Genomic DNA, 26463 nt, shown 5'->3' on the forward strand with positions numbered 1-26463 from the left:
GAAATGGATTCATCAACTTAAATTGTTTTAGGAGCTGCTTTTGGAGAAGGGATTCTAGATGAAAAGAGAGGAAATAAAGCCTTATTATTTGGAGTGATTAGAGGTGCTATTCTAAATTTAAATGTATTCTTCGGAAAATTATTTTACTACAACGAAATGGATCTCATATTATTCCATAGAGGTTTTATGCACTCAATTTTGTTTTTCGTTTTGGCTGCATTTGTATTGTGTTGGCTTGTACATAAATTGTAGAATACCGGAAATCAATTACATACAACCAATTAGTTTTTCAACAAATAGTTGATTAATTACTTGTAACTGTTTAAGGATTAGAGCACTTGGTCGGATTTTTATATCCTATAAACATGAAAATCTGCTTTATATCGAAAACTTGTGACTTTACATAATTTGGGTGTCCAAATAGTAACATTAATTAATTAGCTGTCAGTATGTTAACTATTTCACCTTCTATTTCTAATCAATTTTCTTACAGGTCTTTTGTTTTTCACCACATCAATATGATTGGTGAAATGATTATAAAAAATCTTAATTTTTTAATGATTTCAAAATCTGTTTTACAAGAGATAGAGGTTATCTCTCCAATTATAATTGAGCCTTCAATATCAAAAAACAAGAAGAATAGTAATGAACCAGAGTCTAATTTTGAACTCTTTCAATGGAAGCTAAGAAAGAATTTAGAAACACTAACATTTTTGGCAGAGCTAGAGTCGCGCTACGATGTTAATAAAAGATTGCCAAAGTTTGTTGACGAATGTTATGCTATAAAAGTTGAAGTACAGCAAAAAACTATTGAGCTAACTAAAAAATTAGCGTCTTATAAAAATCTACATACAAATAAGACTGCGTCTTTTTAATATAAAAAACCTCACAGATTTTAAAAACCTGTGAGGTTTGTTTTTATTTAAGCCATTTCTGGTTCTAAAATATTTAATTTTTCCATACACTCACGCATCATGTTGTAAGTGCGTTCAATATCTGCATCTAAACCAATTGAGAAACGAATTAAGCCATCACTTAATCCCATTTCTTTTTGTTCTTCTTCAGGAATTTCCGAAGAAGTAGAACTTCCAGGAGCAGAGAATAACGTTTTATAAAACCCTAAACTCACAGCTAAGTAACCTAAGTTTTTCTCTTGCATAAGTTCCATAAGTTCGTTTGCTTTATCAAGGCTTCCAACGTCAACGGTGAGCATGCCTCCAAATCCATATTTTTCATTCATCATAGATGTGAATAACTCATGAGAAGGATGTGATGCCAATCCTGGATAAACCGTTTTTAGTCCGTCGTTTTCAAATTTTTCAGCTAAATATGTAGCATTCAAACTGTGTTGTTGCATTCTAATATGTAAAGTTCTTAAGTTTTTTAATACTGAAGCAGCTCTTAAACTATCCATAGTAGAACCTAAAAGCATTGAAGCTCCACTGTTTACATTTCTAAGATCGTTAATAAACTCTTGAGTACCACAAACAACTCCTCCAACAGTATCACTAGAACCATTAATGAATTTAGTTAAACTGTGAATCACAACATCTGCTCCTAATTTTGCAGGAGATATTGATAAAGGTGAAAACGTATTATCTACGATTAATTTTAAATTATGACGTTTAGCAATCTCAGCAAGACCTTTGATATCTGCAACTTCTAATAGAGGGTTACTAACAGACTCGCAGTATAATACTTTTGTATTTTTTGTAATTGCAGCTTCAACAACATCTAGTTTTGTAATGTCAACAAAAGACGTTTCAATATTAAAACGAGGTGTGAAGTTTTTTAAGAATGCATAAGTTCCTCCGTAAATAGTTCTACTAGATACAACATGATCTCCTGCACCACATAATTGCATTAAAACAGGTGTAATTGCTCCCATTCCAGAGGCAGAAACATTTGCAGTTTCAGTACCTTCCATTGCTGCCAATGCTTCACCTAAATATAAATTTGAAGGTGTAGAGTGACGTGAGTATAAATAACAACCATCTGCATTACCTTCAAAGGTATCAAACATTGTTTTTGCTGAAAGAAAGGTGTACGTTGACGAATCTGAAATTGAAGGGTTTACACCTCCAAATTCTCCAAAGTATTGTAAATCTTGTATGCTATTTGCTGGTTTAAAAGCCATATCTATTAAGTTTAATTAAAAGTTTATTTGATTAATTTAACATCAAATGTGATGCTATTTAGATTAAAATACAATACTTAGTTGATTAATTAGAATATAAAACTATATAATTGCCTTATTATGGTTATTTTTGTGAGCTCTGCTGAGCTAGTAATTATTAAACTGAAAATCTTTCAAAATCATGATACAATTAGATGCTATAGATAAAAAGTTGCTGCATTTACTTCAAGTGGATAGCAAACAAACCAATAAAGAACTTTCTGGTAAATTAAATCTATCTGTTACAGCAGTTTATGAGCGCATTAAGAAATTAGAACGCGCTCAAATAATTTCTGGATATGTTGCCTTAGTAGATAAAAAGCAAGTAGATAGATCATTCGTGACATTTTGTAGTATTAAATTATTGCAGCACACTCAAGATTTTGTGGTTAAATTTGAAAAAGAGGTGACTAAACTAGATGAGGTTTTAGAATGTTATCACATAAGTGGAGATTATGATTATTTGCTTAAAGTTATTGTTGCAGATATGGATGAGTTTAGAGAGTTTATGGTCAAAAAATTGACAACAATAAGTCATATTGGGAGTACACACAGCGCCTTCATGATTAGCGAAGTAAAACACACCACTGCAATTAATGTAGGATAAATAGGTTACCTTTAAAAGATGCAATCTACAGTTTATAAACTTTCCGAATTATTCATCATTTTCATTCTAGTACCTGTCAGTTTTGCAATTGACTATCCAATTTGGATTAAAATGATCATTGGCGTTTTAGGATTTATGTATGTTCTGTTTGTATTGCTGCGTATTGAAAAAAACAAGTTTAAAATTGCTCAACATCTTAATTGGAAATCTTTTTTTAAACGTACTTTCATTCAACTAACCATTATTGCAGTACTAACGACTTTATATATGTTGTTTGTAGATCCACCAAACCTTTATGTTGTCGTTTTGAATAAACCGTTAATGTGGCTCATACTTCTATTTGTTTACAGTGTTTTTTCTGTATATCCTCAAGAATTAATTTATCGTACTTTCTATTTTCAGCGTTATCAATCGCTATTCAAAAATGAAACGCTTTTCATTATTATAAATGCAACGTTATTTTCTTTAGCGCATTTATTCTTTAGAAATGGTCTCGTCATGATCCTGACGTTCATTGGAGGAATCCTCTTTGCATTAACATATAAAAAGACAAAATCTACGCTTTTAGTGACTATAGAACATGCAATTTATGGCTGTTGGTTATTTACAGTTGGGATGGGAGAGATGCTTGGTTTTCCAAGTTAAAAAAAACTATTAAATTTATGCCACTCCAAATTACATCAATGTTATAATGAAGTACAATCAAATCAAGGACTTATATAAAACAATTTTTCAATCTTACGATAAACCTTCGTTACAAGAACATATTAAGAAAATCATAGAGTTAGATAAGTTTTTACCATACAGTTCTACGTTTTTTTGTATAACGAATACCCAAGATTTAAAATTTGAATTCATTAGTAAAAATTTTAAAGCATGCTTAGGATTAGATCCTGTAGAATTAAAGACTAATGGTATGCGTTATTTTTGGCGTAGAATTCATCCAGATGACATAAAAGGATGGTTAACTGCATTAAATGAGCTTATGGAATTTACACTTAGTGAGATTTCAGAAGAGAAAAGAGAACGTGCAAACTACACTTGGAATTTTAGATTTAAAAATGCAGATGATGTTTATGTTAATATCATTCAAAATACAACACCTTTAGCTTTTGATTCTGATGGGAAACCTATTATAGGATTAGCACATTACACTGTTTTGCATCCCAATATTAAAATGGAACTCAATGCTTCTGCCAAATTACTTAATGAGCAAAACGAATATGAGACTATCTATTTTAATAATTTTTCTCAAAAATTATTAAGTGAAGTTGTGAGTAACAGAGAGCGAGACGTGATTAGGTTACTTTTACAAGATTATTCAAGTAAGCTCATTTCAGAAAAATTAAATATTAGTCCACATACTGTTGATACTCATAGGAGAAATATCCTCAAAAAATTCAATATTTCTTCAACAGGAGAACTTATTGGGATGATGAAAATGAATCAGCATTTTTTATAAAATCATAGAAATACTCAAATTGAGTATTGTAATACCTATTGAAAATATCGAGTTTTGAACTGTTATTAATTGAATAGGGAAAATATGCTCATTCTACTTAGATTTTTTAATCTAATAAGAATGGGCTTTTTTATTTTTAAGGTCTTAAATTTTAAAAATAATAGTAATTCATTAATCAAAATTGTACTTTTGTTTATGTATTAAAATTAGATAAAAATATAGTTTATGAAATCATATGATGTAGCAGTAATAGGTTCTGGACCTGGTGGATATGTAGCAGCAATTCGTTGTGCACAATTAGGTATGACAACCGCAATCATTGAAAAATACTCTACACTTGGAGGAACCTGCTTAAACGTAGGGTGTATACCAAGTAAAGCACTTTTAGATTCTTCTCATCACTATGAGGATGCAGTAAAGCATTTTGAAGAACATGGGATTGAAATTCCTGGTGACATCAAAATCAATTTAGAAAAAATGATAGCTCGTAAGCAGTCAGTTGTTGATCAAACAACAAGCGGGATTGATTTCTTAATGAAGAAAAATAAAATTGACGTTTATGAAGGTTTAGGAAGTTTTAAAGATGCTACGCATATTTCTATTGACGGAAAAGAGAAGACTGAAATTGAAGCAAAACATACCATTATTGCTACTGGATCTAAACCGTCAAACTTACCATTTATCAAATTAGATAAAGAACGAATTATCACATCTACCGAAGCATTAAAACTCAAAGAAATCCCTAAGCATTTAATTGTGATTGGAGGAGGAGTTATTGGTTTAGAACTAGGTCAAGTATATAGACGTTTAGGATCTGAAGTAACTGTTATAGAATTCATGGATCGTATCATTGCTGGTATGGATGCTAGCTTATCTAAAGAATTAAACAAAGTATTTAAGAAAGCTAAGTTTAAAATGAATATGTCACACAAAGTGACATCTGTTGAGCGTGTTGGTGATGAGGTTATCGTTAAAGCTGAAAACAAAAAAGGAGAAACTGTAGAATTTAAAGGTGATTATTGTTTAGTTGCTGTTGGTCGTACACCATTTACAGATGGACTCAATCTTGAAGCTGCAGGAGTAAAATTAACAGATAGAGGACAAATTGAAACCAATGCTCATTTACAAACTACTGCTAAAAACATTTATGCTGTTGGTGATGTTGTAAAAGGTGCTATGTTAGCTCATAAAGCATCTGAAGAAGGTGTTTTAGTTGCAGAGGAATTGGCAGGTCAAAAACCACATATAGATTATAATTTAATTCCTGGTGTTGTTTACACATGGCCAGAAGTTGCAGCAGTTGGAAAAACTGAAGAAGAATTAAAAGAAGCTGGTGTAGATTATAAAGTTGGACAATTCCCAATGCGAGCTTTAGGTAGAAGTAGAGCAAGTATGGATACTGACGGATTTGTAAAAATCCTAGCAGATAAAAAAACAGACGAAATTTTAGGTGTACATATGATTGGAGCTCGTGCAGCAGATTTAATTGCTGAAGCAGTTGTCGCTATGGAATACAGAGCATCTGCAGAAGATATTTCTCGTATGTCACATGCACACCCAACATTTGCAGAAGCGATTAAAGAAGCAGCTTTAGATGTTGATGGTAATGCATTACATATTTAATTAACTCATTCCTTTGGAAAAAGGAATCTCAATATATTTAAAAGGCGAGCCATTTGGTTCGCTTTTTCTGTTTGTCTTTTCTGCGGAAATAGGAATCCACACAACAGCTCTGAGAGAGGAACTCATTTTTTTTATAAGATATTATCTATTGTCTGCAACAATTTAATATCTTTAAACACAAATAGTTAACTAGCCTCATCTCTACAGTCATCAACTTAATTTACTTTCTAACCAAAGTGAATGATTACATTGTTTCGCCGATTAAGACAACGACTTCTATCTGAAAATAAATTTTCGAAATACCTTATCTATGCCATAGGCGAAATTATCCTTGTGGTTATTGGTATTCTCATTGCATTACAGATTAATAATTGGAATGAAAATAGAAAATTACAACAAAAAGAAGTTCAAATTTTAAAAGAAATAAGGAGCGATTTATTTCAGACAAAAAAAGATATTTTTAGAACAGTAGAGTATCATAAAAAATTGGTGTCCCAAACCCAGTTTCTTTTAAATGCAATTTACAATAAAGTATCTTACTCTGATTCTATTTACCGAGCATTTGCAGATTCTGGTTACGATTCTAAAATTATTCCTAAATCTAGTAGCTTCGAAAATCTTAAAACTATTGGGTTAAACGCCATATCAAACGATAGTTTGCGTACTGCCATTACCACTATTTTTCAATTGAGTTTTTCACGATTAACAAACGATTTTCAAGAAGATAATTCTGAGTTTGATATATCAAATATGTTGTATCCATATCAACAAAAATATTTTGAAATTGACTTTTCAAACTTTGTAATGCAACCACGAAAACACTCTGATTCATTGAAGCTATTCAAACTCAAAATAGCTAATTATCACCAGTTTTTGAATGATACCGAACTTTTTAAAATAATACAACTCTCAATGTATACTAGAAGTAACTTAATTGATAGCCAAATCGAAGTTATTGACGATATTGATACTGTTGTTGAACAAATAGAAAATGAACTTGAGAAAAAAGCAAGATGATTAAATTCTTTAGAAAAATCCGCCAAAACCTAATTATGGAAAGCAAAACATCCAAATACTTTAAATACGCAATCGGCGAAATTATTTTAGTTGTTATTGGGATTCTCATTGCATTAAGTATTAATACTTGGAATGAAAACCGAATTAATAATGGTAAATTAAAAACCTACATTACAGATATTATTAAAGACCTAAAAAAGGATACCCTAAACATTAATATTGCCATAAAGCAAGCAGAAAAACGAAGTAGAATTACTAAATCATTTTTGGCACTTAAAGATTATAATACGTTGTCTAGAGATAGTTTAGAGAAAAGTCTAGAAACATTTTACTCGAAAGTTGTTTTTAGTAAATCTACTTTTGCAAAAATTGAAAATTCTGGAATTACAGACTTTGGCGATTATGAAGACTTAATAGAAATTTATAAAACATATTATACTATTGCCATACCTGATATCATAAGTTTTGAAGGCACACATAATCGTGCTGTAGATATAGAAGATAATTATTGGAGATATGAACAAAAAGTATATGAATTTATCTATGATGATGCATTATCATCCTATCAAAATAAAGAAGAATCAAAAAGAAATTTAATTCTTTTGTTAAAATCTCCAACTGCTAGGAATATTTTGAAGATAGATTATCGTAGAAATAGAAATACTATTAAAAGGTTGTATAACTTTAATAATAATGTTATAAAACTTATAGACAAATCTCAAAAAGAACTCAATGATTAAATTCTTCCGAAAAATCCGTCAAAACCTCATAATGAAAAGTAAAACAGGCAAATACTTTAAATATGCCATTGGTGAAATTGTGCTTGTGGTTATTGGAATTTTAATTGCTTTACAAATAAACAATTGGAACGAGAATAGAAAACAAGCTATAGCAGAAAAAGAATTTTATAAAGGCATAAAAAACGATTTAAAGCAAGACTTAGAATTTATAAGTTATGTACAAGGGTATATAGAACCCAAAATGGATGCTTATAATCTTTTAAACAGTAAATATTCTAAAAATTATGTTAGCAACAAAACAGAAATAGATTCTTTATTGTCCATTTATCTCTTTTCTGGACAACGTACATTTTATCCTGTTTCTGGGTCATTTAAATCTGCTGTCGCAGGAAATGAAATTAACAATTACAAACAAAAAAAGTTAATTCAAAATATTATAAAACTATATGGCTCTAATTATGATAGGATAATAGACAACGGTAAAATTGTAGATGATAGATGGAGTACTGTAGGTGAAAAATACATTCATCATAGAAGAACTAATACTTTTGAAACTATTAACAATGAGGTATATATTAAAATGTTAGACGATTTTCACTTTCACTTCATTCAATTAAACTGGTACAATAAGTTATTAGATGAAGCAGAAATAGAAGTTAACGAATTGTTGAAAAAATTAAAATGATTAAATTCTTCCGAAAAATCCGTCAAAACCTCATAATGAAAAATAAAACAGGCAAATACTTTAAATATGCCATTGGTGAAATTGTGCTTGTGGTTATTGGGATTTTGTTAGCACTTCAGATTAACAATTGGAATGAAAATAGAAAGATTAATAATCAAGAGACTATTTATTTACAAGACATAAAAAATGATATCACTTTTGATATAGAGACGCTCAATGCTAGAGTTGTGAATAATAATCTAATGTTACATAATATTGATACCATCTTAACACTCATTTCCTCAAAAAAAATATTTACAGAACAAGATGAAGTGTTACTTGCTAATATGACATTAAAATTATTTGGTGAATCTTATTTTATTCCTGAAAAAGGAACCATCAATCAAATACAATCGAGTAGTTCTGGTAGCTTTATAAAAAATAAAACTTTACGAGATCTTATATTTAGATATTATTCTAACGCTGAAAGAATTGAAAAAAACATGGAACAAAGTATTCAAATTTATCAGCATCAAATTATTACTCCCACATTAATACATCCTGCGATATCAAAAAAGGGCATGAATATAGATGCAGAAGTGCCTCTATTAGATATGTCTCTGTTGATAAAAAATAATGATTATTTAAATGCATTAACATTAAAATCAGTTGGCACTCAAAACCAAAATATACAGTATTTAAAAATTATAGGAAAAGCAGAGCAAATCTTATCAATTATTAATACCGAATTAACCAATGATTAAATTCTTTAGACATATAAGGCAACGTTACATTTCCGAAGGAAAAACAACCAAATATTTTAAGTATGCCATTGGTGAAATTTTACTAGTTGTAATTGGAATTTTGATTGCCTTGCAGATTAATAACTGGAATGAAGTCCAAAAAGGCAAAATGAAAGCTACCACTATTTTGGAAGCAATTCGATCGGATATGGTTAAAGATTTAGAACGCATAGAAGACTTAAAGCCTTATTGGGGAAAAGAAATAGTATACTTTAAAAAAGTATTCCCTTCTTATACATATCCAATAGATATGGAGATTATTGTAGATATGGAAACAGTTAGCCAAGTGAATTATTCGACATTATTTGATTATGATGCACCATTTCGATCTAACACTAGCGCCTTCGATGCTATGATTGCTGATGGTAATTCTGACCTTATAACAAATGACACTCTATTTTCAAATATTCAAAAGTTCTATACTTTTAATGTTCCTACCAATGAAAATCTATTCGAAATTTTGAGGGAACGTTCATCGGATTTAAATTATAAATATGCTCATATAATAACTTATAAGCCCTATAAAAATATTAGTGATTTAACGGATGAATATTTAATAGCAGATCTTAATATTTATTTTCGATCAAAGAATTTTTATTACTGGAGAACATTTATAATAAACCAAGAAAGTCTTACAGGTATAATTGCTCAAATTGATAAGGAACTAGAATAATAGCTGAATAAAAATAACGAAAGCACAACAACTAATGATAAAATTCTTTAGAAAAATACGCTATGACCTTATGGAAAAGAACAAAACAGGAAAGTATTTGAAATATGCCATTGGCGAAATTATACTCGTAATGATAGGTATTCTTTTAGCATTACAAGTCAATAACTGGAACAACAATCGCATTGAGCAAAACGAAGAAAAAGAGGTAACTGCCAAACTACACGCAGATTTTAAAGAAAATAAAAAGGTGTTGAAATATTTTCTGATTGAAGTTAATAATCAGATGAATGCGCAAATAACTCTAATGAATTTAGTTGGAGCTTCTAAAGAAGAACTCTATAAACATAATTTAGATAGCATATTTTATATTTCTTTTGGAGCTACTGAAATGGCTTTTGCCGATAATACCATTAAAAATATTATGCAAAGTGGAAAGTTAAATCTTTTGAAAAATGAAAAAATTACAGACTTACTTTATAAATGGAATACATTATCTGAAATTAGAAAAACTCGTATGACAAAATTGGATGATTGGGCAAACGATAAGCTTATACCTTATTTATTACCCAAAATATCTTTTAAACAAATGGATATGACCAGTAATTATCCTTGGTCCGGAATTTCTAAAGTAAAACCAGATTATTATCCTGTGTTTCAGGAGGTAACATTCGAAAATTATTTAGACAATAGTATTTGGCATTATCAACAAGTAAAAGAGCGATGCGTAGAAACAGATAAGCTTATTGATGAAATAATTGATGCTACAAAACCTAAAGGGAAATGATAAAATTCTTCAGAAAAATAAGATACAACCTCATAGAAACAGGCAAAACAACCAAGTATTTTAAATACGCCATTGGCGAAATTATCCTTGTGGTGATTGGGATTCTCATTGCGCTTCAAATTAATAACTGGAATGAAGCCCAAAAATCTAGGGAACAAGAACGACAAGTTTTATTAGAAATCATTTCAGATTTACAGTACACCAATGATAATTGTGAATATGTAATACATGGCAGAGAAAACAATTTAAATAGGACGATATATTCCCAAAAAGCTATAATAGATATTATTGATACAAACAAAAAGTATCACGATTCTTTAGGTGTTTATTTTAGAGCTTCTAACGCTTATGATGAAGTAGATTTTAAAACAAGTGGTTATCAGTCTTTAGTTTCTGTAGGTACAGATCTGGTTCAAGATACCGAAATAAGATCTGCAATAGGAAAATTTTATACATCTACCATATCTGAAACCAAAGAGGCCTTTGATGAGGTTAAACTAGATTTTCATGATTATATGATAGATTATTTTAGGGAAAAGTTTACATCAGAAAATATAAATTCTGCTATAAAGCCAATGCATCCCAATGATTTTGAATCCTTGAAACAAGACAAAGAATATAGACAATCTTTAATGACATTTATGGAAGTTAGCGAGGCCTATTTAGAAAGCTTAGAGATTATGCAAAAGGAAATAAGTACACTAAAAAAAGATATTGAAAATTATATAGATGATTAAAGTTCTTAGAAACTACGTCAAAACTATTAGCCAAGTATTTTACTGAAAGTTATAACTACGTGATGACGCTTAAACCTAAATAAATTAGAGTTCTTTAATCAAATCATAAATACGTAAACGATTACTGTAGTCATACTCATTAACATCTCTTACAAAACAGTACGCGCTAATTTTGTCATTACTTACTTTTTCAGACAATTCCTCTACAGTAAATGGTCCAAATTCTTTTGAATTTTCAATGTAGTAAAATTCATGATCGTAAATTAAACTAGTTAGTTTTTGCTTATATTTTTCTTTTAAAAAATTCTGGACATCTTCAACCGAGTTTAAATCTTCAGTATAATTAGTGGTATTAATAAAAAGAGCAAATTCTTGTTTGTTTTGATGGTTAAGAACCAAAACATCATCGTCCTTGAAATATACTTTTACGGTTATGAGCCCATCTTCTGTCTCTATAGAAAAAATGTTTTGAATATTAATGGTCCAAGAAGTTTCAATAGTGTAATCCTTTCTAGAAATTTCTAAAATGTTATCTGTTTTAAAAATATATGTTGATTTTTTTTCAGAAATACCATTAACTAAAACCCAAGCTTTATTTATAAATAGTGCTTCATAATGAAGCTCATGATCAAAAGGTTTTAAATTAGGAATAGTGTTGTGTAGGTATTCTTTCATTAATAAGCAGACTTTAAAATAAACGGATAATAAGGCAACGTCTAAATTACGTTTTTATTGAGTAAACTTAAAATTTTTCAAGTTGTTTTAAAACTTCTTTTTTGTAAGATCTGCTAATAGGTAGTGCTTGTTCATTAATATTAATGTGTTCATTCGTAAAGGATTGAATGCATTGTATTGAAATAATATAAGAACGATGAATTCGCAAAAACAAGTGTTTTGGTAGTTTTGCTTCAATTGAACTTATTGTTTCTCTGGTCACAATGGTTTGATCTTCCAAATGTATTTTTAAATAATCACTATAACTTTCAATATAAAAAATAGAACCATAATTTATTTTAATCATTTTACGGTCTGATCTCACAAACATAAAATCTGAAATGTCATGAGTTGAGGTGTTTGTGTCTGTTACATTTCCGTAGATATCAAAATAAGTATCCAATGCTTTTTTGAGCCTTTCAAAAGAAATTGGTTTCAATAAATAGTCAACAGCTTTGAGCTCAAAACCTTCTACAGCATAGTCTCTATAAGCGGTTGTGAAAATGACTTTAATATCACTATTTATAGATTTCGCAAATGAAATACCCGAAATTTCTGGCATGTTTATATCCAAAAACACCAAATCAATTTGTTGATTACTTATGTGATTAAACGCCTCTAACGCATTACTACAGCTCGCAACAATATGGATGTTTTTAATTTTAGACAAGTGTGTAGCGATGATTTCTCTAGCTATAGATTCGTCATCAACAATCAAACAAGAAAGGGTATGATTTTTATGCATTGCTTGCTGTTTTTAGTTTCAAATTCACCTCAAAAACGTCTTCATGATCATGTATTAATAACTCATGTTTATTTGGATACGATAACTCCAATCGCTTCTTAATATTTTCAAGTCCAATGCCATGTTGAGAAATACTGTTTTGAGAATTTGAATTTTTTATTCGGAAATGAACCTGCTCCAAACTTGCTGTCAATTGAATATCAATATTTAAAACACCATTTTTTATACTGCCATGCTTAAAACTATTCTCAATAAACGGAAGTAGGAGCATAGGAGCAATAGTCGTGTTTTCTGATTCTAATTTCACATCCATTGTCACATTTAAAGTGTCGTTAAAACGCATTTTTTCTAAAGCTATATAATCTTTAATATGTTCAATTTCTTCGGAAATTCGCACGATAGGTTTTTCAGTCTGATACAATAAATAATCTAATAAATTAGAAAGTTTTAAAATCATATCAGGCGTTTCATCTGCCTTTTTTAAGGCAAATCCATACATGGTATTAAGTGTATTAAACAAAAAATGCGGATGAATTTGCATTTTTAAATAGTTAAGCTCTTGTTCCTTTAATTTGAGTTGTGTATTTAAAATTTTGGTTTCAAGTGCTTTGGTCTTTGATGCTTGTTTTAAGTTAAGTTTTAATAATTTAAAAGCGCTTACTATAACGACTATCAAATAAACAGCAGTACTTATAAAAATGATATTCTTGGTTGCAGGATTCATGTCTGCATACTTAAAGTTTGATATATAAATGAAACTAAAATAAATAGAAACCATTAATAAATACAACGAAATAATGAATGTGCAAATGGTATAAAGTATAAATCGCCAATAGCGTTTTGTGATTAAATAATCTGGTATTAATTTATAAGTTGAGACGTAAGTTGTAGCGATTGTTATAGGCATTAAAAATAGAGAAAATACCAATGTATCATTATAATTAGCATTATTGACGCCAAAAAAATAGGTATAGAAAAACAGCACACCAATCCAGAAGAGTAGGTGTAAAAGACCTTGCCCTATTTTTTTTAAAATATATTTCTTAGTAAACATAAATGGTGTTATCCATACAATAATACTATATTTTTTTTCTGAATAACACGAAATAGAGACGAACTACCAATTTAGTAAGCGTTTTGACATTGATGCTAAAACCAGAATTAAAATGGTCGTTGGTCGCAAAAGTTAAGAGAAACAAAATGTTAATGATAGATTCGTTATCGTAATCAAAAAACAACAGAGAATGATATCATTAATTAAAAAGCTATTACTAATCATCTTAGTTATTTCGAGTCAAAGTTTTGCACAACAAACCGACTTTACTCAACTAGATGAATTTTTAAATAGTCTAGAAAAGAATGAAAAACTTATGGGTACAATGATTATTAGTAAAGACGGTAAAGACGTTTTTAGTAAAGCTATAGGTTTTTCAGACGTAGCAATACAATTAAAAAACACTAATGACACAAGGTTTAGAATTGGCTCTATAACTAAAACATTTACTGCTGTGATGATTTTTCAGCTAATTGAGGAAGGGAAAATCACTTTAGAAACCCCTTTATCTAAATTTTATCCAACAATTCCGCAAGCAGATAACATCAAAATAGCAAACCTTTTAAATCATAGTAGTGGTTTGTTTAACATAACTAATGATCCAAATTTTGGTGAATGGATGTTAAAGTACTCAAGTAAGAAAATGATGTTGCCAAGAATATTCAAATATGAACTAGATTTTAATCCAGGAGAACAAACAGCTTATAGTAACACTAATTATATGTTATTAGGTTACATCATTGAAATTTTGGATAGCAGTATCTATGCTCAATCTTTAGAAAGTAGAATTACAAAAAAGATCAATCTAGAAAACACCTATTATGGGAAGAAGATAGGTAGTAATAAAAACGAAAGTTGCTCTTACGCTAAAGAAAATGAAGTTTGGATCATAACTCCAGAAACAGATATGTCAAATCCAGGTGGAGCAGGAGCAATAGTGTCAACATCGCGAGACTTAACAACCTTTATGAATGCGCTTTTTGATGGTAAATTAATATCTGCCTCAAGTCTAGAAGCCATGAAAAAAACAAATGATCAAGAAGTTTGTCATGGTATTTTTTATGCCAATACGAATGGAATGGATTTATATGGCAGTGAAGGAGGAATAGACGGTTTTCAATCCATGTTAGTTTATGTGCCCAAAACAAAGACAACAATTGCTTTAACTGCTAATGGTTTAGATTTTAGTAAAATGCGTATTATGTTATCTGCTTTTGCTGCAAGCCACGATAAATCAATAACACTTCCCAATTTTGAAAAAATAGAACTTACAGAAGAAGAAGTGCAACTATATGTTGGAGAATATGCGTGTGATGATGTACCATATAAACTCATTTTCAAGGCAAAAGGAAATGTATTAATAGGAGCACCAGAACAAAGCAACCTCAAAGAATTAACACCAACTAAACAACACCAATTTACTTTTGATACTTTAGGGATTGTACTGGATTTTTATCCGGAATCAGGATTAGTAAGATTTACTAGAGCAGATGAAGAACCATTATTATTTAAAAAACTATAACTAAATTTGAAAACTATGTACACACTAAAAATGACATGTAAAGGGGTATTTGCCCAACCTATCGCAACTAATCTATTTATGGAAGGAGGACCTGTTTTTATGACACTAATTCTACTATGTTTATTAGCATCATTATTTTTTATTATTAATGGTTTTATAAAAATAAAATCATCAGTAAGTAGCGCTACAAAAATGCTAAGTCTAGCAATAGACGCTAGTTTGTTAGGGCTTGTTATAGGCTTTTTAGGATCTGTGCTGGGATTAATCTCTGCATTTGATACAATCGAATCAATGGGTAATCCAAATCCTGAAGTTTTTAGTGCAGGACTTAAAATTTCATTGTTAACTGCTACATTTGGATTATTCACTTTTATTGTTGCTAGAATAGGAATTATGGCCTTAAGACTGCTGTTGCCAAGTAAAGATATTTCAGAATAAAATAAAATCAAATATTTCAATGAAGCGAACTTTATCAGGTTCGCTTTTTTTTATATCAAATTTTTAGTGCTAACAATTATTTAATTTCATAATTTTAACAAATCATTCTAACATAGATGTGACATGTCACTAATTTGAGTGTCCTAATACAAACTATTAAACAAACTAATTTTTTTTGCAACCCTCTAAAGACATTATGAAATTATCAGATGAAGATCTGGTAGCTGCTATTGTTAAAACTAATGATACCTTACTTTTTGGAGTATTGTATGATCGTTTTTCCAGTCTAGTCTATAATAAATGTTATGGGTTTGCTAAAGATGGAGATGAAGCTAAAGATTTAACTCAAGATGTATTTTTAAAGCTTTTTGTTAAGTTGGCAAGTTTTAAAGGTAATTCTAAATTTTCAACATGGTTGTATGCTTTTACATATAATCATTGTGTTAATTATGTCACTAGAAATACCGCTAAAAAGTTAGAAAAACAATCTGTAGATTATGCAGATATTGAGAATATATCTGAAGAAGAAGATGACTCATCAGATTTTAATGACATGAGAGTTGACAAACTCAAAAAAGCATTAGACCTTGTATCACCAGATGAAAAGATGATACTATTACTAAAATATCAAGATAACCTTACAATTAAGGAAATCGAAACTGTTTTAGGTGTTGGAGCAAGCGCTGTTAAAATGAGAATTAAACGTGCTAAAGAAAAATTATTAACCGTATATGAAAATAACCTTAACTAATGGATAATCCTTTCAGAGATCTAGATAAGCCATTGAAGTCAGTTCCACAGGAATTGAAGTCTAAGGTTATGAATGATATCGCCATTGCTAAATTGCTTATGGAATTGGCAGAGTTGTTCTCATATAATTTGGCAGATGTCATTGAAACAGTAATGAGTAAAAGGGATAAGAACTAATAATAAAAAGCTATTTAATTAATAATAAATCATGGAACAAGTATCAGAATATAAGGACATTGTAATGGATTCGCTATCTACTATGTGGCTAGAAATGACAAAAATTTTCCCAAGCATAGTTGGTGCATTGGTTATATTAGTTTTAGGATGGTTAATTGCTAAAGTAGTGGTGAAGATCATTAAAAAAGCACTCAAGTTAGCTAAAGTGAATAAGCTAGATGACATGATTAATGAAATTGAAATAGTAGAAGGGAAACAACTCAATTTTGATATTATAAAGGTCATTTCTACATTTGTAAAGTATCTAATATATATAATGATCCTTATTGTAGTATCAGATATATTGAATCTAAAAATAATATCAGAGCAAATTAGTAACCTCTTAGGTTATTTACCTAAACTGTTTGCAGCACTAATCATATTCACAGCAGGTTTGCTTTTTGCAAATTTTGTAAAGAACGGTTTGAAAAAGTTATTTGAATCTATGGATTTGTCTGGAGGCAAAATGATTAGTCAAGTTGTATTTTTCTTACTATTAATTTTTATTTCAATTACCGCATTAAACCAAGCAGGAATAAATACAGAAATAATTACTAGTAATTTTACAATGATTCTTGCTGCATTTCTTGTAGCATTTGCTCTAGCTTTTGGTTTAGGAGCAAAAGATGTTGTTACAGATTTATTAAAGACATTTTACACTAGAAAAACTTTTGAAATAGGTAAGAAAATAGAATTTCAAGAAAAGGTTTATGAAATTGAAGCTATTAATAATATATCTGTAGTATTAAAAGATTCAGAAGGGAAAAAGGTTATCATTCCTGTAAAAGATATTGTCGAAAGTCATATTAAGGTAGTAGATTAAAACAATACTTATTCTAAAAACACACAACCCCTTTTCTTAATTGAAGAGGGTTTTTTATTCTGAAATTTTAAAACTTACAAATAGTTAACATATTTGTATGCGTTTTAGTTGTGTTTTTATCAATTGAGTTCTTTCAGTTTATGCTCTATTAAAAGTCTGAAATTTTTCAATCCGTTTGGTAGATTTTCTGTTTTGACTACGTAGTCATTAATAGTAATTTATTTTTTAAGATTACCATCAAATAGTTCTACAACTAACTGGTCTTCATTATTATTTCCAGTAGTATAAAAACTGTTTAGATTTTTATCTAAAATATCATCAGGCACTCTGTTTATTAAGTTTTTAGCAATTTTAAACTTAAGCGCTAACATTAACTCTACTTTAAATGTGTAGCCTTCTCTAGTATGTCTTTTAGAATGCCATATTTCTCTACTATCCACGAATAGTTCTGTGTGAGTTAATTTATAAATTTTATAAGAGTTGTAGTAGTTGTCAGTGAACCTCCCGAAAATGAGATATTCTAGGTTTTGGAGATTGACTTTTTGGTTTTTCTTAAAAATTCTATTTAACTATTTATACATACCTGTATCTTGGTTCTCTTGATGGTTTTTGGCTAAATTTATACGTAATAGTCTTTACAATATATCATTCAACACAACAGCCAATCTAATTCCAGCTTTTTGCATTTGAGATCTAGCAATTTCTAAATATTTATAAGAATATCTACTACGTAAATTTTCTCCTTTTTCTGCGGAAGTATAAATAAGATTAGTCACGATATGAGTTTCAGCAATCCAATCTAAAACAGTTCCTTTTTCTATAGCTTTTATCTCAGTTTTAGATAAAAAAGCTGCATTGTCTGCCAATTCAGAAAAACTCATCCCATAAGAGTCAAGCATCTGCGAATCCCAAACTCTGTGCATATTAGAATCTTTATAAAACCATTGTACATCAAAATCATTTCCACCACGATCTTCCTGCAATCCTAAGTGCATGGGTTGGTGCAAATCGCCAATGAGGTGAATAAGTAATCTTAAATAAAATGCCTTATCATCATCTGTTGAATTTTCATTAGTAATAATCTCTTTACAATATTCAATTCCTGTAAATAAATCACCTTCAGTATTTTTCTCAGACGTTTCATAAGTCCCATTTAAAGGCATATTTAGATAATGCCATGTTTTAAATTTATTATAACGAGAATCTGATTTAATCTCATCAGCAAACGTAGATACAAAAGCTAGTGATTCATTATTTAATAACTTTTTGAGTTGACGTTTAGTGTTTCCTTTTAAATAGTTATCTGCAATAGCACCAACCACACGATGACCAGTTTGTCCCCAAACAGGAGGAGGAGTTTCTGCTTTTAAACTGAAATTGGAAATCAATAGAAACAGGATTAAAAAAGAATATTTCATTATAATTAATTTGAGGGATTGTATGATTTTAAAAAAGTAAGTAATTAATGTTTTTCAATACAAGGGTAAGAACTGAAAAACTGAGATTACTCACTTATTTCTTATTTCGTTTATTGTAATTTTTGTCACCTCTAGTTTTAGGCTTTTTATATTTTGCAGCAATTTTGAACTTGTAAGAGCCACCAAGATTTTCTTTCTTGTTCTTGTCTTTCTTTTCATGAAAAGCAGGTCCAGGAGCATCTAAATCCCTTTGTTTGATAGGATTGTTATGTTCTCTAATTTGAGGTCTTTCCTCTTCAATCAGTTCTCCAGAAACTTCAACGCCTTCAGGGAAATCAAGCAATTTAATTTTCATATCCATGTAAGCTTCAATCTCCTCAATGGATTCTTGCTCTTTTTCCGTAGAAAAAGAAATCGCATGTCCTGGTTGTTCAGCACGACCTGTTCTACCAATTCTATGCATGTAATTTTCAGAATATTTAGGTGTATCAAAATTAATCACCTGACTAATATTCTCAATATCCAATCCACGAGCCATGACATCTGTAGCAATCAAGATTCTGTTTTCACCAGCTCTAAATTGTTCAATACTTCGCAATCTGTAGTTCTGAGTTTTATTAGAATGAATCACACAAGATTGATCAGGGAACAATTCTTCTAATTGCTCAAATAATAAATCAGCCATACGTTTAAAAGCCACAAAAATGAGGACTTTATTATACGTTTGAGTATCATGAAGTAAATGTTCTAATAGATTTACTTTCGTGTAAAAATTAGCAGCATCGTATCGTTCTTGCTCAATATTATCTAAAGGTGTTCCAGAAACTGCAATGGTTACTTTTTCTGGTTTCTTGAAAAAATCTACAATTAAATCATCAACATCTTGAGTCATTGTTGCAGAGAACATAATGTTTTGACGACGAGGAGGTAAAATATCAAAAATGTTGAGTAATTGATGTCTAAAACCTAAATCTAGCATCACATCCACTTCATCAATCACCAATTTTTGTATTGATTTTAAATGGAGTACATGACTAACAGCTAAATCAAATAAACGACCTGGAGTTGCAACAATAATATCTTGACCAGAAGCAACTGCTTGCTTTTGTGTGTTGATGTTTGTTCCTCCATAAACGCCTAAAACTCTCACGTTAGTATAAGCTGCCAATTTTTCTATTTCATCAACAACTTGCACAACTAATTCTCTAGTAGGCACTAAAATTAAAACTCTAGGATTATCTTGTTGTGAATATTTTAGATGACGTAAAATAGGTAGCATATAGGCGAACGTCTTACCAGTACCGGTTTGCGCAATACCAACTACATCTTTTCCAGAGGCCACAATATTAAAAGCTTGTGCTTGAATAGGTGTTGGGTACTCAAAACCTAAATCGCCTAAAGCATTATATAAAGGCGTATTTAAATTTAAATCGGTAAAAGTGGTTTGTTTTTCCATGGTGCAAAGATAATTTTTTACTTCGGAAAAAACATACTTGTTATTGACAGCTTTAATTCGGAACTTTGTTTTTCATAAAAATTCACATTGAGACAGGTCAAAACCCAGCATATTTCTAATCCAGAAACTTTTAAAAAGCAGCTACTTAATTGGAGTCAGCAATTTGATGAAGTCGTATGGTTAGATAGTAATGACTATACTCAAAAACACACATCGTACGACGCAGTTTTAGCGGTTGAGGCGTTTACAGTGTTTCAAACCGACTATTTTGATGCTTTCAACCAGCTTAAAGAATATCAAACAATTACTAATGATTGGATTTTTGGATACTTGTCATATGATCTTAAAAATGATGTAGAACGATTATCTTCTAGCAATCATGATGAATTAGGATTTCCTGATCTCTTTTTCTTTCAGCCTAAAAAACTTTTTTTCCTAAAAGGAAATGTGCTAGAAACACATTATCTCAATTTTGTTGAAGATGAGTTAGATCATGATTTAAAATCGATCGCTTCTAGCGTAATTGAGAAGTCTGAGCAAGAAAATTATTCCGAAGAAAAAGACATTAAAATAAAACTCAGAATCCATAAAGACGAGTATTTCAATAAACTTAACGAAATGTTGTCTCACATTCACAGAGGTGATATTTATGAAGCTAATTTTTGTCAGGAATTTTATGCAGAAGACACAACAATAATTCCTTTAGAAACTTATCAAAAACTTAATGCGATTTCAAAACCGCCTTTCGCAACGTATATGCGAGTTTATGATAAATATCTATTATCTGCTTCACCAGAGCGCTATATTAAAAAAGAAGGCCTAAAAATCACATCTCAACCTATTAAAGGAACTGCAAAGCGTTCTAAAGATAAACAAGAAGATGAGGCTTTGATTAAGCAGCTTTCCGAAGATATAAAAGAGCGTAGTGAGAATATAATGATTGTAGATTTGGTAAGAAACGATCTTTCAAAAACAGCAACAAAAGGAAGTGTAAAAGTTGAAGAGCTGTGTAAAGTGTATACGTTTGATCAAGTGCATCAAATGATTTCTACGGTGACATCTCAAGTTAATGAGTCAACGCATCCTGTAGATATTATTAAAACGACGTTCCCAATGGGAAGTATGACAGGAGCTCCAAAAATTTCGGCAATGAAAATTATTGAAGAATTGGAAGAAACAAAACGCGGACTTTACTCTGGAGCAGTTGGTTATTTCTCACCAGATGATGATTTTGATTTTAATGTCGTGATACGTAGTATTTTATATAACGAGACCAATAAATATTTGTCGTACTCTGTAGGAGGAGCAATTACTGCTAAAAGTGAACCGCTTAAAGAATATGAGGAATGTTTGGTTAAGGCTAAGGCAATGCGTGAGGTTTTGGAGAACTAGAATTCTTGCAAAGTCGCAGAGACGCAGAGTCTTACTCTTATGGTTTTACTCGGTTGCAATTAACTTATTGTATTTTGTTCATTATATCTTCACAAGAGTAATCACATCTAACTTTGCGTCTTTGCGCCTTTGCGAGAAAACCAAAATAATCTACCTTTACAGAGTGCAAAAAACATTCAACAACCATATCATCAAAAATCTACCTTTCCTAAAAGAAAGCAAACTTCTAATCGCTATTTCTGGAGGATTAGATAGTGTCATATTAACGCATTTATGCCACGAATTAAAGTTAGATATATCATTAGCACATTGCAATTTCAATTTACGCGGAAACGAAAGTGATGGAGATGAAGCCTTTGTTCTTGATTTAGCAGAAAATTTAGATTTAGAAATATTTACTGAAAGTTTTTCTACGGAAGAATTCGCCAAAGCAAGCAAGCTCTCAACTCAAATGGCAGCTAGAGAACTACGTTACAATTGGTTTTTTGATTTAGCTGAAATTTTAAAATTCGATTATATACTGACAGCTCATCATGCGGATGATAATCTAGAAACATTTTTAATCAATCTCACAAGAGGAACCGGATTAAGCGGATTAACAGGGATCCCTGAAGTTAATGATAAGATTGTAAGACCTTTATTGCCATTTTCTAGAGAAGCGTTAGAAACTTACGCCAAAGCAAACCATTTAAAATGGAGAGAAGATAGTAGCAACGCTTCAGATAAGTATTTGAGGAATAAATTACGTCATCATGTGATTCCGGTTTTGAAGGAAACCAATTCAAATTTGCTTCAAAATTTTAAGACAACGTTAGAAAATCTCAATGATACAGCAGATATTGTTGAAGAAAGTTTGAACGCAGTCACCAAAAGAGCAATTGACGAAATAGATGAAGAACAAATAAAATTTAAAATTTCCGAATTTAAAAAGGTAAAGAATCCTAAAGCTTATCTTTTTGGGGTTTTTCATGAGTACGGATTTACAGAATGGAATGATATTTTGAATTTATTAGATGCACAATCTGGAAAGCAAGTCTTATCAAAAACACATAAATTAATAAAAGATAGAGAGCATTTAATTTTGATAGATTTTAGTCAGTCAGACGAGTGTCAATCAGAGTATAGCGAAGAATCTCTAATCATAAATGCTACCGATAAAAAAGTTAAAAGACCAGCAGGAGTCTTATTCTTCGATGAAGCTGATGCTGTTTTCGGGAAACGAAGTAATGTGATTTTTGTAGATAAAGATGTATTGAAATTCCCTTTAGAAATTCGCAAATGGAAAGAAGGTGATGTCTTTTATCCATTAGGAATGAAAGGGAAAAAGAAACTGAGTAAATATTTCAAAGACGAGAAGTTGTCATTAGTAGACAAAGAAAATGTGTGGTTGCTCATTTCCGAAGAAAAAATTGTTTGGGTAATTGGAAAACGAGCAGATGAACGTTTTAAAGTGAATGAGAGCACAAGTAATATTTTGAAAATAGAATTTAGCTCATGATTTTTAAATCGACTCCAAAAGGAGCATGATTATCTATCACTGTATATTAAAAATTTTATTTTTAATAGCATAAAGGACCAAACCTGTCCTATTTCTAATGTTTAGTTTTTCAAATAAATCATTTCTATAGCCATCAATAGTTTTTGGGCTTCTATACATGCGATTTGCTATTTCCTTATATGTTAACTCTGAGCAAGCATATCGAATAAACTCTTCCTCTTGTTTTTTTAATTGAATGTTTTCTTGTTTTTCATCTTCATTAATAATAGAGTTAATAATTATGTTGGTGATTTTTTCGTTGTAGTAACTTCCGTTTTGAATTACTCGTTTTAATGTATTCTCAAATATTGGAATGTCTGCACCTTTCAATACATAACCTTTTGCTCCAGCCTTGAGCATTTTAATAATAGAATCATTGTTTTCTATAGCAGTTAAGGCAATAACTTTAATATCTGGATACATTTCTTTAACGTATAAAGTCGTTTCAATACCATTCATGTGAGGCATGGAAATATCCATTAAAATGAGACGTGGTTTTGCCTTTTCAAGTTTTAACTTTTCAATTAATTCTTTACCACTGTTACAAATATATTGTGTTTTAAAATCTCTAAAAGAGTTGACCAAACTACCAATAGCCTGAGAAACTAGAGTGTGATCATCAACTATAACTACAGAATGTGTTTTCATAATACTAAGATTTATATCAATAATGTCTTAGCTATGTAATTACATAAATAGGGTTTTAATGCTTTTTTTGGGGGAAAAAGATGTGGGGAAAAACAATGATTTAATCTTTTGACTATCAGTGTTTTATTTTTTTCAAAGATAAAATTTTATTTCAAATTTACCTAATCTATATATCACAAAATCAATAACATGAAAGACATACTTGAAATAGCATCTATGGAAATTGGTGTTAAAGAGAAAAAGGGAAAAGGGAATAACCCACGAATTATACAGTATGCTAAGGATACGGGTTTTGATAATTACAAATCTGATGATTCTCATTGGTGTAGTTTATTTATGAATTGGTGTGCACATGAAGCAGGATTAGAACGGTCTTATAGTTTGGGAGCGAGATCTTGGTTGCGTGTTGGTATGCCCATAACAAATCCGGAGTTGGGAGATGTTGTTGTTTTTTGGAGAGTAAGTCCAGAATCTTGGCAAGGACACGTAGGTCTTTTTAATGGGTATTCGAGAGATGGTAGAATTTATTGTTTGGGAGGAAATCAAGGAGATCAAGTTTCAAGTACTGGGAAATCTCAAGATCGAATTTTAGGTTATAGAAGATTGCGACTAGTTGAAGATGTTCACTTTCCGAGGAAAATATTAAAGAAGGGGAGTAAAGGCGTAGAAGTAAAATTACTTCAAGATTCTTTAAAAAAACTTGGCTTTGAGGTTGGAACCACAGATGGAGATTTTGGTCAAAGAACAGAAAAAGAACTCATACAATTTCAACTTACAAACCAAAACTTAACAGCTAATGGCGTTTTTGATAAAGCCACTAGAGAATATATGGAAATTGTATTGTCTGGTTTGATATCTGTGAAGTCATTAGTGGATAAAGTGTTTTAGAAATTAAAATAATATTAATCTTAAAAATTATAATCATGCCAGAAGAAAAAAAAGATGTCTATGTCATATTTGATGAATTAAAGAAAAGAATGTTAGGTGTTAGCGATAAAAACCCTAACGGAATGGATGGTTTTTTAGTCTCTTTCTTGCCAACAGGACAACCTGTTAATTGTTTGGATTTTAGAACTCCATGGAAGCCAAATATGACTTCTCCAAACACAGTGCAACCACCTACATTGCCAGGAGAAGATCCTGCTATTCCTGACACTTCTGATATTGCAAAACGGTATGAAAATTTGGCTAATACTTGTACATTGGTGGATAGTAAAATTCGTGTTAATGAAAATTATCAAGCTATAGAGAATAGCTCTACCATTAGCCAATCCTGGGAGCTCATTATAAATGCAGCTAATGTGATGCCAATGGATCCAGCTCAAGAAGCATTTCAAAAAAAACAATTTGAGAAATATTTTCCAAAATTAAGAAAAACGAAAAAAGATGATGATGGAGAAGATGTTGAAGTAGATACTAAAGAGTATAAAGCATATAATGAATATGAAGAAAAGTATAGCGACGCACTTCAAGATTATGCTACAGATTATATGATTGCCATGAGTAATCGTCAAACAGCACAATTATGGGGAATTATGGGGAAAAAACCTCTAAGAAAAGTAGATCGTGCTTGGGATGAATGGATTTCTTTAGGCTCAAAAGCCATGATTGAACAGGCAATAGATAATTTGGCTGCAATGGGAACAGACGCTTCGGCACATATGATTGCTTCTGCGAAGAAAAAATTTGAAGCATATAGTATCGCTACTCAAGGTGTTATTCCGGTAACTAGTAAATATGTTGAATTATTTCCAAGTAATTGGTGCGAGGACGATGCTACTGGGTTTTCAGAATATGAGTATGAATGGGGGAAAAATGAATTCTCAACATCAACAAAAACGTCTAGTTTTAAGGCAGGTGGAGGAGCCTCATTTGGTTTTTGGAGTGCTAAAGCAAATGTGTCTGTTGATAAAAGCGAAAAACATGAAGATAGAAGTGTTGATTCGATGTCCATTTATATTAAATATGGAACAGTGAGTATTAACCGTCCATGGTTGGACACACTATTGTTTGATTTAAGCAATTGGTTTCTTGTTGGTGATGGTGAAATTGGTCAGATTTCTACTGGTAAAATGGATCAAGTATTTCCTGAAACAAAAGGAGCAGATACTTGGTTGCCAATTATACCCAAAAAACTAATTATAATTAAAGAACTTAGAATTAAATCTAAACAATTTGTGTCACACTATGAAGCTTTAAAAAAGGATGTTGGTGTAGGAGGATCAGTTGGTTTTGGACCTTTTAAGTTAAGCAGCAATTACAGTAATAGTAAAAGTTCTAGTACATATGAAGCAGAGACAGAAGGAAGCTCATTGGTAGTAAAAGGAACCCAAATTATAGGGTGGATAAGTAATTTAGTACAGCTAAGTCCTAAAATAGATGCTCCAAAATAATTTCAATCTTTCTTTTTAGAATTTAACCTATCTATGTTTTTAAAAACATTTTAATAAACTTAAACAAACAG

The 26463-nt window shown here is 30.6% G+C and carries 31 protein-coding genes; 22 read left to right on the forward strand and 9 right to left on the reverse strand.

All coding sequences use genetic code 11. The annotated features are described in order from the left end of the window. Positions 1 to 21 precede the first annotated feature (21 nt). Positions 22 to 252 (forward strand): metal-dependent hydrolase, encoded by a 231-nt coding sequence (locus IM744_RS20835; RefSeq protein WP_317175386.1) that lies wholly within the window; start codon positions 22 to 24, stop codon positions 250 to 252. A 197-nt stretch (positions 253 to 449) separates the two neighbouring features. Beyond that, a complete protein-coding gene (locus tag IM744_RS04150) occupies positions 450 to 875 on the forward strand; it encodes a hypothetical protein (RefSeq protein ID WP_194506846.1) in 426 nt (141 codons plus the stop codon). A gap of 47 nt (positions 876 to 922) precedes the next feature. Here IM744_RS04150 and IM744_RS04155 read toward each other — a convergent pair whose 3' ends face one another. After that, positions 923 to 2137: an aminotransferase class I/II-fold pyridoxal phosphate-dependent enzyme gene (locus IM744_RS04155; RefSeq protein WP_194506847.1), complete on the reverse strand. Its 1215-nt coding sequence runs from the start codon at positions 2135 to 2137 to the stop codon at positions 923 to 925. Positions 2138 to 2321: 184 nt separating this feature from the next. Here IM744_RS04155 and IM744_RS04160 point away from each other — a divergent pair, with 184 nt between their 5' ends. The 4 genes from IM744_RS04160 to lpdA all read left to right on the forward strand — a co-directional run bounded on the left by IM744_RS04160 (position 2322) and on the right by lpdA (position 5868). Beyond that, positions 2322 to 2783, forward strand: a complete 462-nt coding sequence (locus tag IM744_RS04160; protein WP_194507377.1) for an Lrp/AsnC family transcriptional regulator — start codon at positions 2322 to 2324, stop codon at positions 2781 to 2783. 18 nt (positions 2784 to 2801) lie between these two features. Continuing rightward, a complete protein-coding gene (locus IM744_RS04165) occupies positions 2802 to 3428 on the forward strand; it encodes a CPBP family intramembrane glutamic endopeptidase (RefSeq protein WP_194506848.1) in 627 nt (208 codons plus the stop codon). A 46-nt stretch (positions 3429 to 3474) separates the two neighbouring features. After that, entirely contained in the window at positions 3475 to 4245 is a 771-nt protein-coding gene (locus IM744_RS04170; protein ID WP_194506849.1) for a LuxR C-terminal-related transcriptional regulator, read from the forward strand. A 225-nt stretch (positions 4246 to 4470) separates the two neighbouring features. Further along, positions 4471 to 5868: a dihydrolipoyl dehydrogenase gene (gene lpdA / locus IM744_RS04175; RefSeq protein ID WP_194506850.1), complete on the forward strand. Its 1398-nt coding sequence runs from the start codon at positions 4471 to 4473 to the stop codon at positions 5866 to 5868. On the opposite strand, the gene IM744_RS20775 is transcribed toward lpdA, so the two are convergent. Continuing rightward, positions 5869 to 5994 (reverse strand): hypothetical protein, encoded by a 126-nt coding sequence (locus tag IM744_RS20775; protein WP_262892943.1) that lies wholly within the window; start codon positions 5992 to 5994, stop codon positions 5869 to 5871. Between the two features lie 114 nt (positions 5995 to 6108). On the opposite strand from IM744_RS20775, the gene IM744_RS04180 reads away from it, so the two are divergent. The 7 genes from IM744_RS04180 to IM744_RS04210 all read left to right on the forward strand — a co-directional run bounded on the left by IM744_RS04180 (position 6109) and on the right by IM744_RS04210 (position 11286). Then, complete coding sequence (locus IM744_RS04180; protein WP_194506851.1) at positions 6109 to 6885, forward strand: DUF6090 family protein; 777 nt, start codon at positions 6109 to 6111, stop codon at positions 6883 to 6885. 35 nt (positions 6886 to 6920) lie between these two features. After that, positions 6921 to 7625 (forward strand): DUF6090 family protein, encoded by a 705-nt coding sequence (locus tag IM744_RS04185; RefSeq protein ID WP_194507398.1) that lies wholly within the window; start codon positions 6921 to 6923, stop codon positions 7623 to 7625. 31 nt (positions 7626 to 7656) lie between these two features. After that, a complete protein-coding gene (locus IM744_RS04190) occupies positions 7657 to 8310 on the forward strand; it encodes a DUF6090 family protein (RefSeq protein ID WP_194507399.1) in 654 nt (217 codons plus the stop codon). A gap of 32 nt (positions 8311 to 8342) precedes the next feature. Next, positions 8343 to 9053 carry a DUF6090 family protein gene (locus IM744_RS04195; RefSeq protein ID WP_449421301.1) on the forward strand — a complete coding sequence of 237 codons (711 nt, stop codon included), beginning with the start codon at positions 8343 to 8345 and terminating at the stop codon, positions 9051 to 9053. Further along, a complete protein-coding gene (locus IM744_RS04200) occupies positions 9046 to 9765 on the forward strand; it encodes a DUF6090 family protein (RefSeq protein ID WP_194507400.1) in 720 nt (239 codons plus the stop codon). Before IM744_RS04195 ends, IM744_RS04200 begins: the two co-directional genes overlap by 8 nt. Before the next feature lie 70 nt (positions 9766 to 9835). Then, positions 9836 to 10549: a hypothetical protein gene (locus IM744_RS04205; RefSeq protein WP_194507401.1), complete on the forward strand. Its 714-nt coding sequence runs from the start codon at positions 9836 to 9838 to the stop codon at positions 10547 to 10549. After that, positions 10546 to 11286, forward strand: coding sequence for a DUF6090 family protein (locus IM744_RS04210; protein WP_194506853.1), 741 nt, complete (start codon positions 10546 to 10548; stop codon positions 11284 to 11286). Before IM744_RS04205 ends, IM744_RS04210 begins: the two co-directional genes overlap by 4 nt. Before the next feature lie 84 nt (positions 11287 to 11370). Here IM744_RS04210 and IM744_RS04215 read toward each other — a convergent pair whose 3' ends face one another. From IM744_RS04215 to IM744_RS04225, 3 genes are all read right to left on the reverse strand, one after another. Further along, positions 11371 to 11961, reverse strand: coding sequence for a hypothetical protein (locus IM744_RS04215; RefSeq protein ID WP_194506854.1), 591 nt, complete (start codon positions 11959 to 11961; stop codon positions 11371 to 11373). A gap of 67 nt (positions 11962 to 12028) precedes the next feature. After that, on the reverse strand, positions 12029 to 12745 hold the full coding sequence (locus tag IM744_RS04220; protein ID WP_194506855.1) for a LytR/AlgR family response regulator transcription factor: 717 nt from the start codon (positions 12743 to 12745) through the stop codon (positions 12029 to 12031). Beyond that, positions 12738 to 13799: a sensor histidine kinase gene (locus IM744_RS04225; protein WP_194506856.1), complete on the reverse strand. Its 1062-nt coding sequence runs from the start codon at positions 13797 to 13799 to the stop codon at positions 12738 to 12740. The genes IM744_RS04220 and IM744_RS04225 overlap by 8 nt, the downstream gene beginning before the upstream one ends. Before the next feature lie 190 nt (positions 13800 to 13989). On the opposite strand from IM744_RS04225, the gene IM744_RS04230 reads away from it, so the two are divergent. The 5 genes from IM744_RS04230 (at position 13990) to IM744_RS04250 (ending at position 17548) form a co-directional block, all read left to right on the forward strand. Then, a complete protein-coding gene (locus IM744_RS04230) occupies positions 13990 to 15321 on the forward strand; it encodes a serine hydrolase domain-containing protein (RefSeq protein WP_194506857.1) in 1332 nt (443 codons plus the stop codon). Between the two features lie 15 nt (positions 15322 to 15336). Then, positions 15337 to 15759, forward strand: coding sequence for a MotA/TolQ/ExbB proton channel family protein (locus IM744_RS04235; RefSeq protein ID WP_241738284.1), 423 nt, complete (start codon positions 15337 to 15339; stop codon positions 15757 to 15759). A gap of 196 nt (positions 15760 to 15955) precedes the next feature. Then, entirely contained in the window at positions 15956 to 16510 is a 555-nt protein-coding gene (locus IM744_RS04240; RefSeq protein WP_194506858.1) for an RNA polymerase sigma factor, read from the forward strand. Then, positions 16510 to 16686 (forward strand): hypothetical protein, encoded by a 177-nt coding sequence (locus IM744_RS04245; protein WP_194506859.1) that lies wholly within the window; start codon positions 16510 to 16512, stop codon positions 16684 to 16686. The genes IM744_RS04240 and IM744_RS04245 overlap by 1 nt, the downstream gene beginning before the upstream one ends. A 31-nt stretch (positions 16687 to 16717) precedes the next feature. Continuing rightward, complete coding sequence (locus IM744_RS04250) at positions 16718 to 17548, forward strand: mechanosensitive ion channel family protein (RefSeq protein ID WP_194506860.1); 831 nt, start codon at positions 16718 to 16720, stop codon at positions 17546 to 17548. A gap of 218 nt (positions 17549 to 17766) precedes the next feature. Here IM744_RS04250 and IM744_RS04255 read toward each other — a convergent pair whose 3' ends face one another. The 3 genes from IM744_RS04255 to IM744_RS04265 all read right to left on the reverse strand — a co-directional run bounded on the left by IM744_RS04255 (position 17767) and on the right by IM744_RS04265 (position 20422). Then, entirely contained in the window at positions 17767 to 17988 is a 222-nt protein-coding gene (locus IM744_RS04255; protein ID WP_194506861.1) for a hypothetical protein, read from the reverse strand. A gap of 195 nt (positions 17989 to 18183) precedes the next feature. Beyond that, the gene (locus IM744_RS04260; RefSeq protein WP_194506862.1) at positions 18184 to 18966 is read right to left on the reverse strand and encodes a S1/P1 nuclease; all 783 of its coding nucleotides are present in this window, start codon (positions 18964 to 18966) and stop codon (positions 18184 to 18186) included. Between the two features lie 94 nt (positions 18967 to 19060). Continuing rightward, positions 19061 to 20422, reverse strand: a complete 1362-nt coding sequence (locus IM744_RS04265) for a DEAD/DEAH box helicase (RefSeq protein ID WP_194506863.1) — start codon at positions 20420 to 20422, stop codon at positions 19061 to 19063. Positions 20423 to 20509: 87 nt separating this feature from the next. On the opposite strand from IM744_RS04265, the gene pabB reads away from it, so the two are divergent. Continuing rightward, a complete protein-coding gene (pabB, locus tag IM744_RS04270) occupies positions 20510 to 21814 on the forward strand; it encodes an aminodeoxychorismate synthase component I (RefSeq protein ID WP_194506864.1) in 1305 nt (434 codons plus the stop codon). Between the two features lie 163 nt (positions 21815 to 21977). After that, positions 21978 to 23312: a tRNA lysidine(34) synthetase TilS gene (tilS, locus tag IM744_RS04275; protein ID WP_317175382.1), complete on the forward strand. Its 1335-nt coding sequence runs from the start codon at positions 21978 to 21980 to the stop codon at positions 23310 to 23312. A gap of 36 nt (positions 23313 to 23348) precedes the next feature. Here the strand turns inward: tilS and IM744_RS04280 are convergent, their stop codons facing one another. Beyond that, positions 23349 to 23999 carry a response regulator transcription factor gene (locus IM744_RS04280; RefSeq protein WP_194506866.1) on the reverse strand — a complete coding sequence of 217 codons (651 nt, stop codon included), beginning with the start codon at positions 23997 to 23999 and terminating at the stop codon, positions 23349 to 23351. 189 nt (positions 24000 to 24188) lie between these two features. Here IM744_RS04280 and IM744_RS04285 point away from each other — a divergent pair, with 189 nt between their 5' ends. Further along, entirely contained in the window at positions 24189 to 24887 is a 699-nt protein-coding gene (locus IM744_RS04285) for a C40 family peptidase (RefSeq protein ID WP_194506867.1), read from the forward strand. Between the two features lie 35 nt (positions 24888 to 24922). After that, complete coding sequence (locus IM744_RS04290; RefSeq protein WP_194506868.1) at positions 24923 to 26392, forward strand: hypothetical protein; 1470 nt, start codon at positions 24923 to 24925, stop codon at positions 26390 to 26392. Positions 26393 to 26463: the final 71 nt, after the last annotated feature.

The organism is Psychroserpens luteus (assembly GCF_015319355.1).
Taxonomy (GTDB): domain Bacteria; phylum Bacteroidota; class Bacteroidia; order Flavobacteriales; family Flavobacteriaceae; genus Psychroserpens; species Psychroserpens luteus.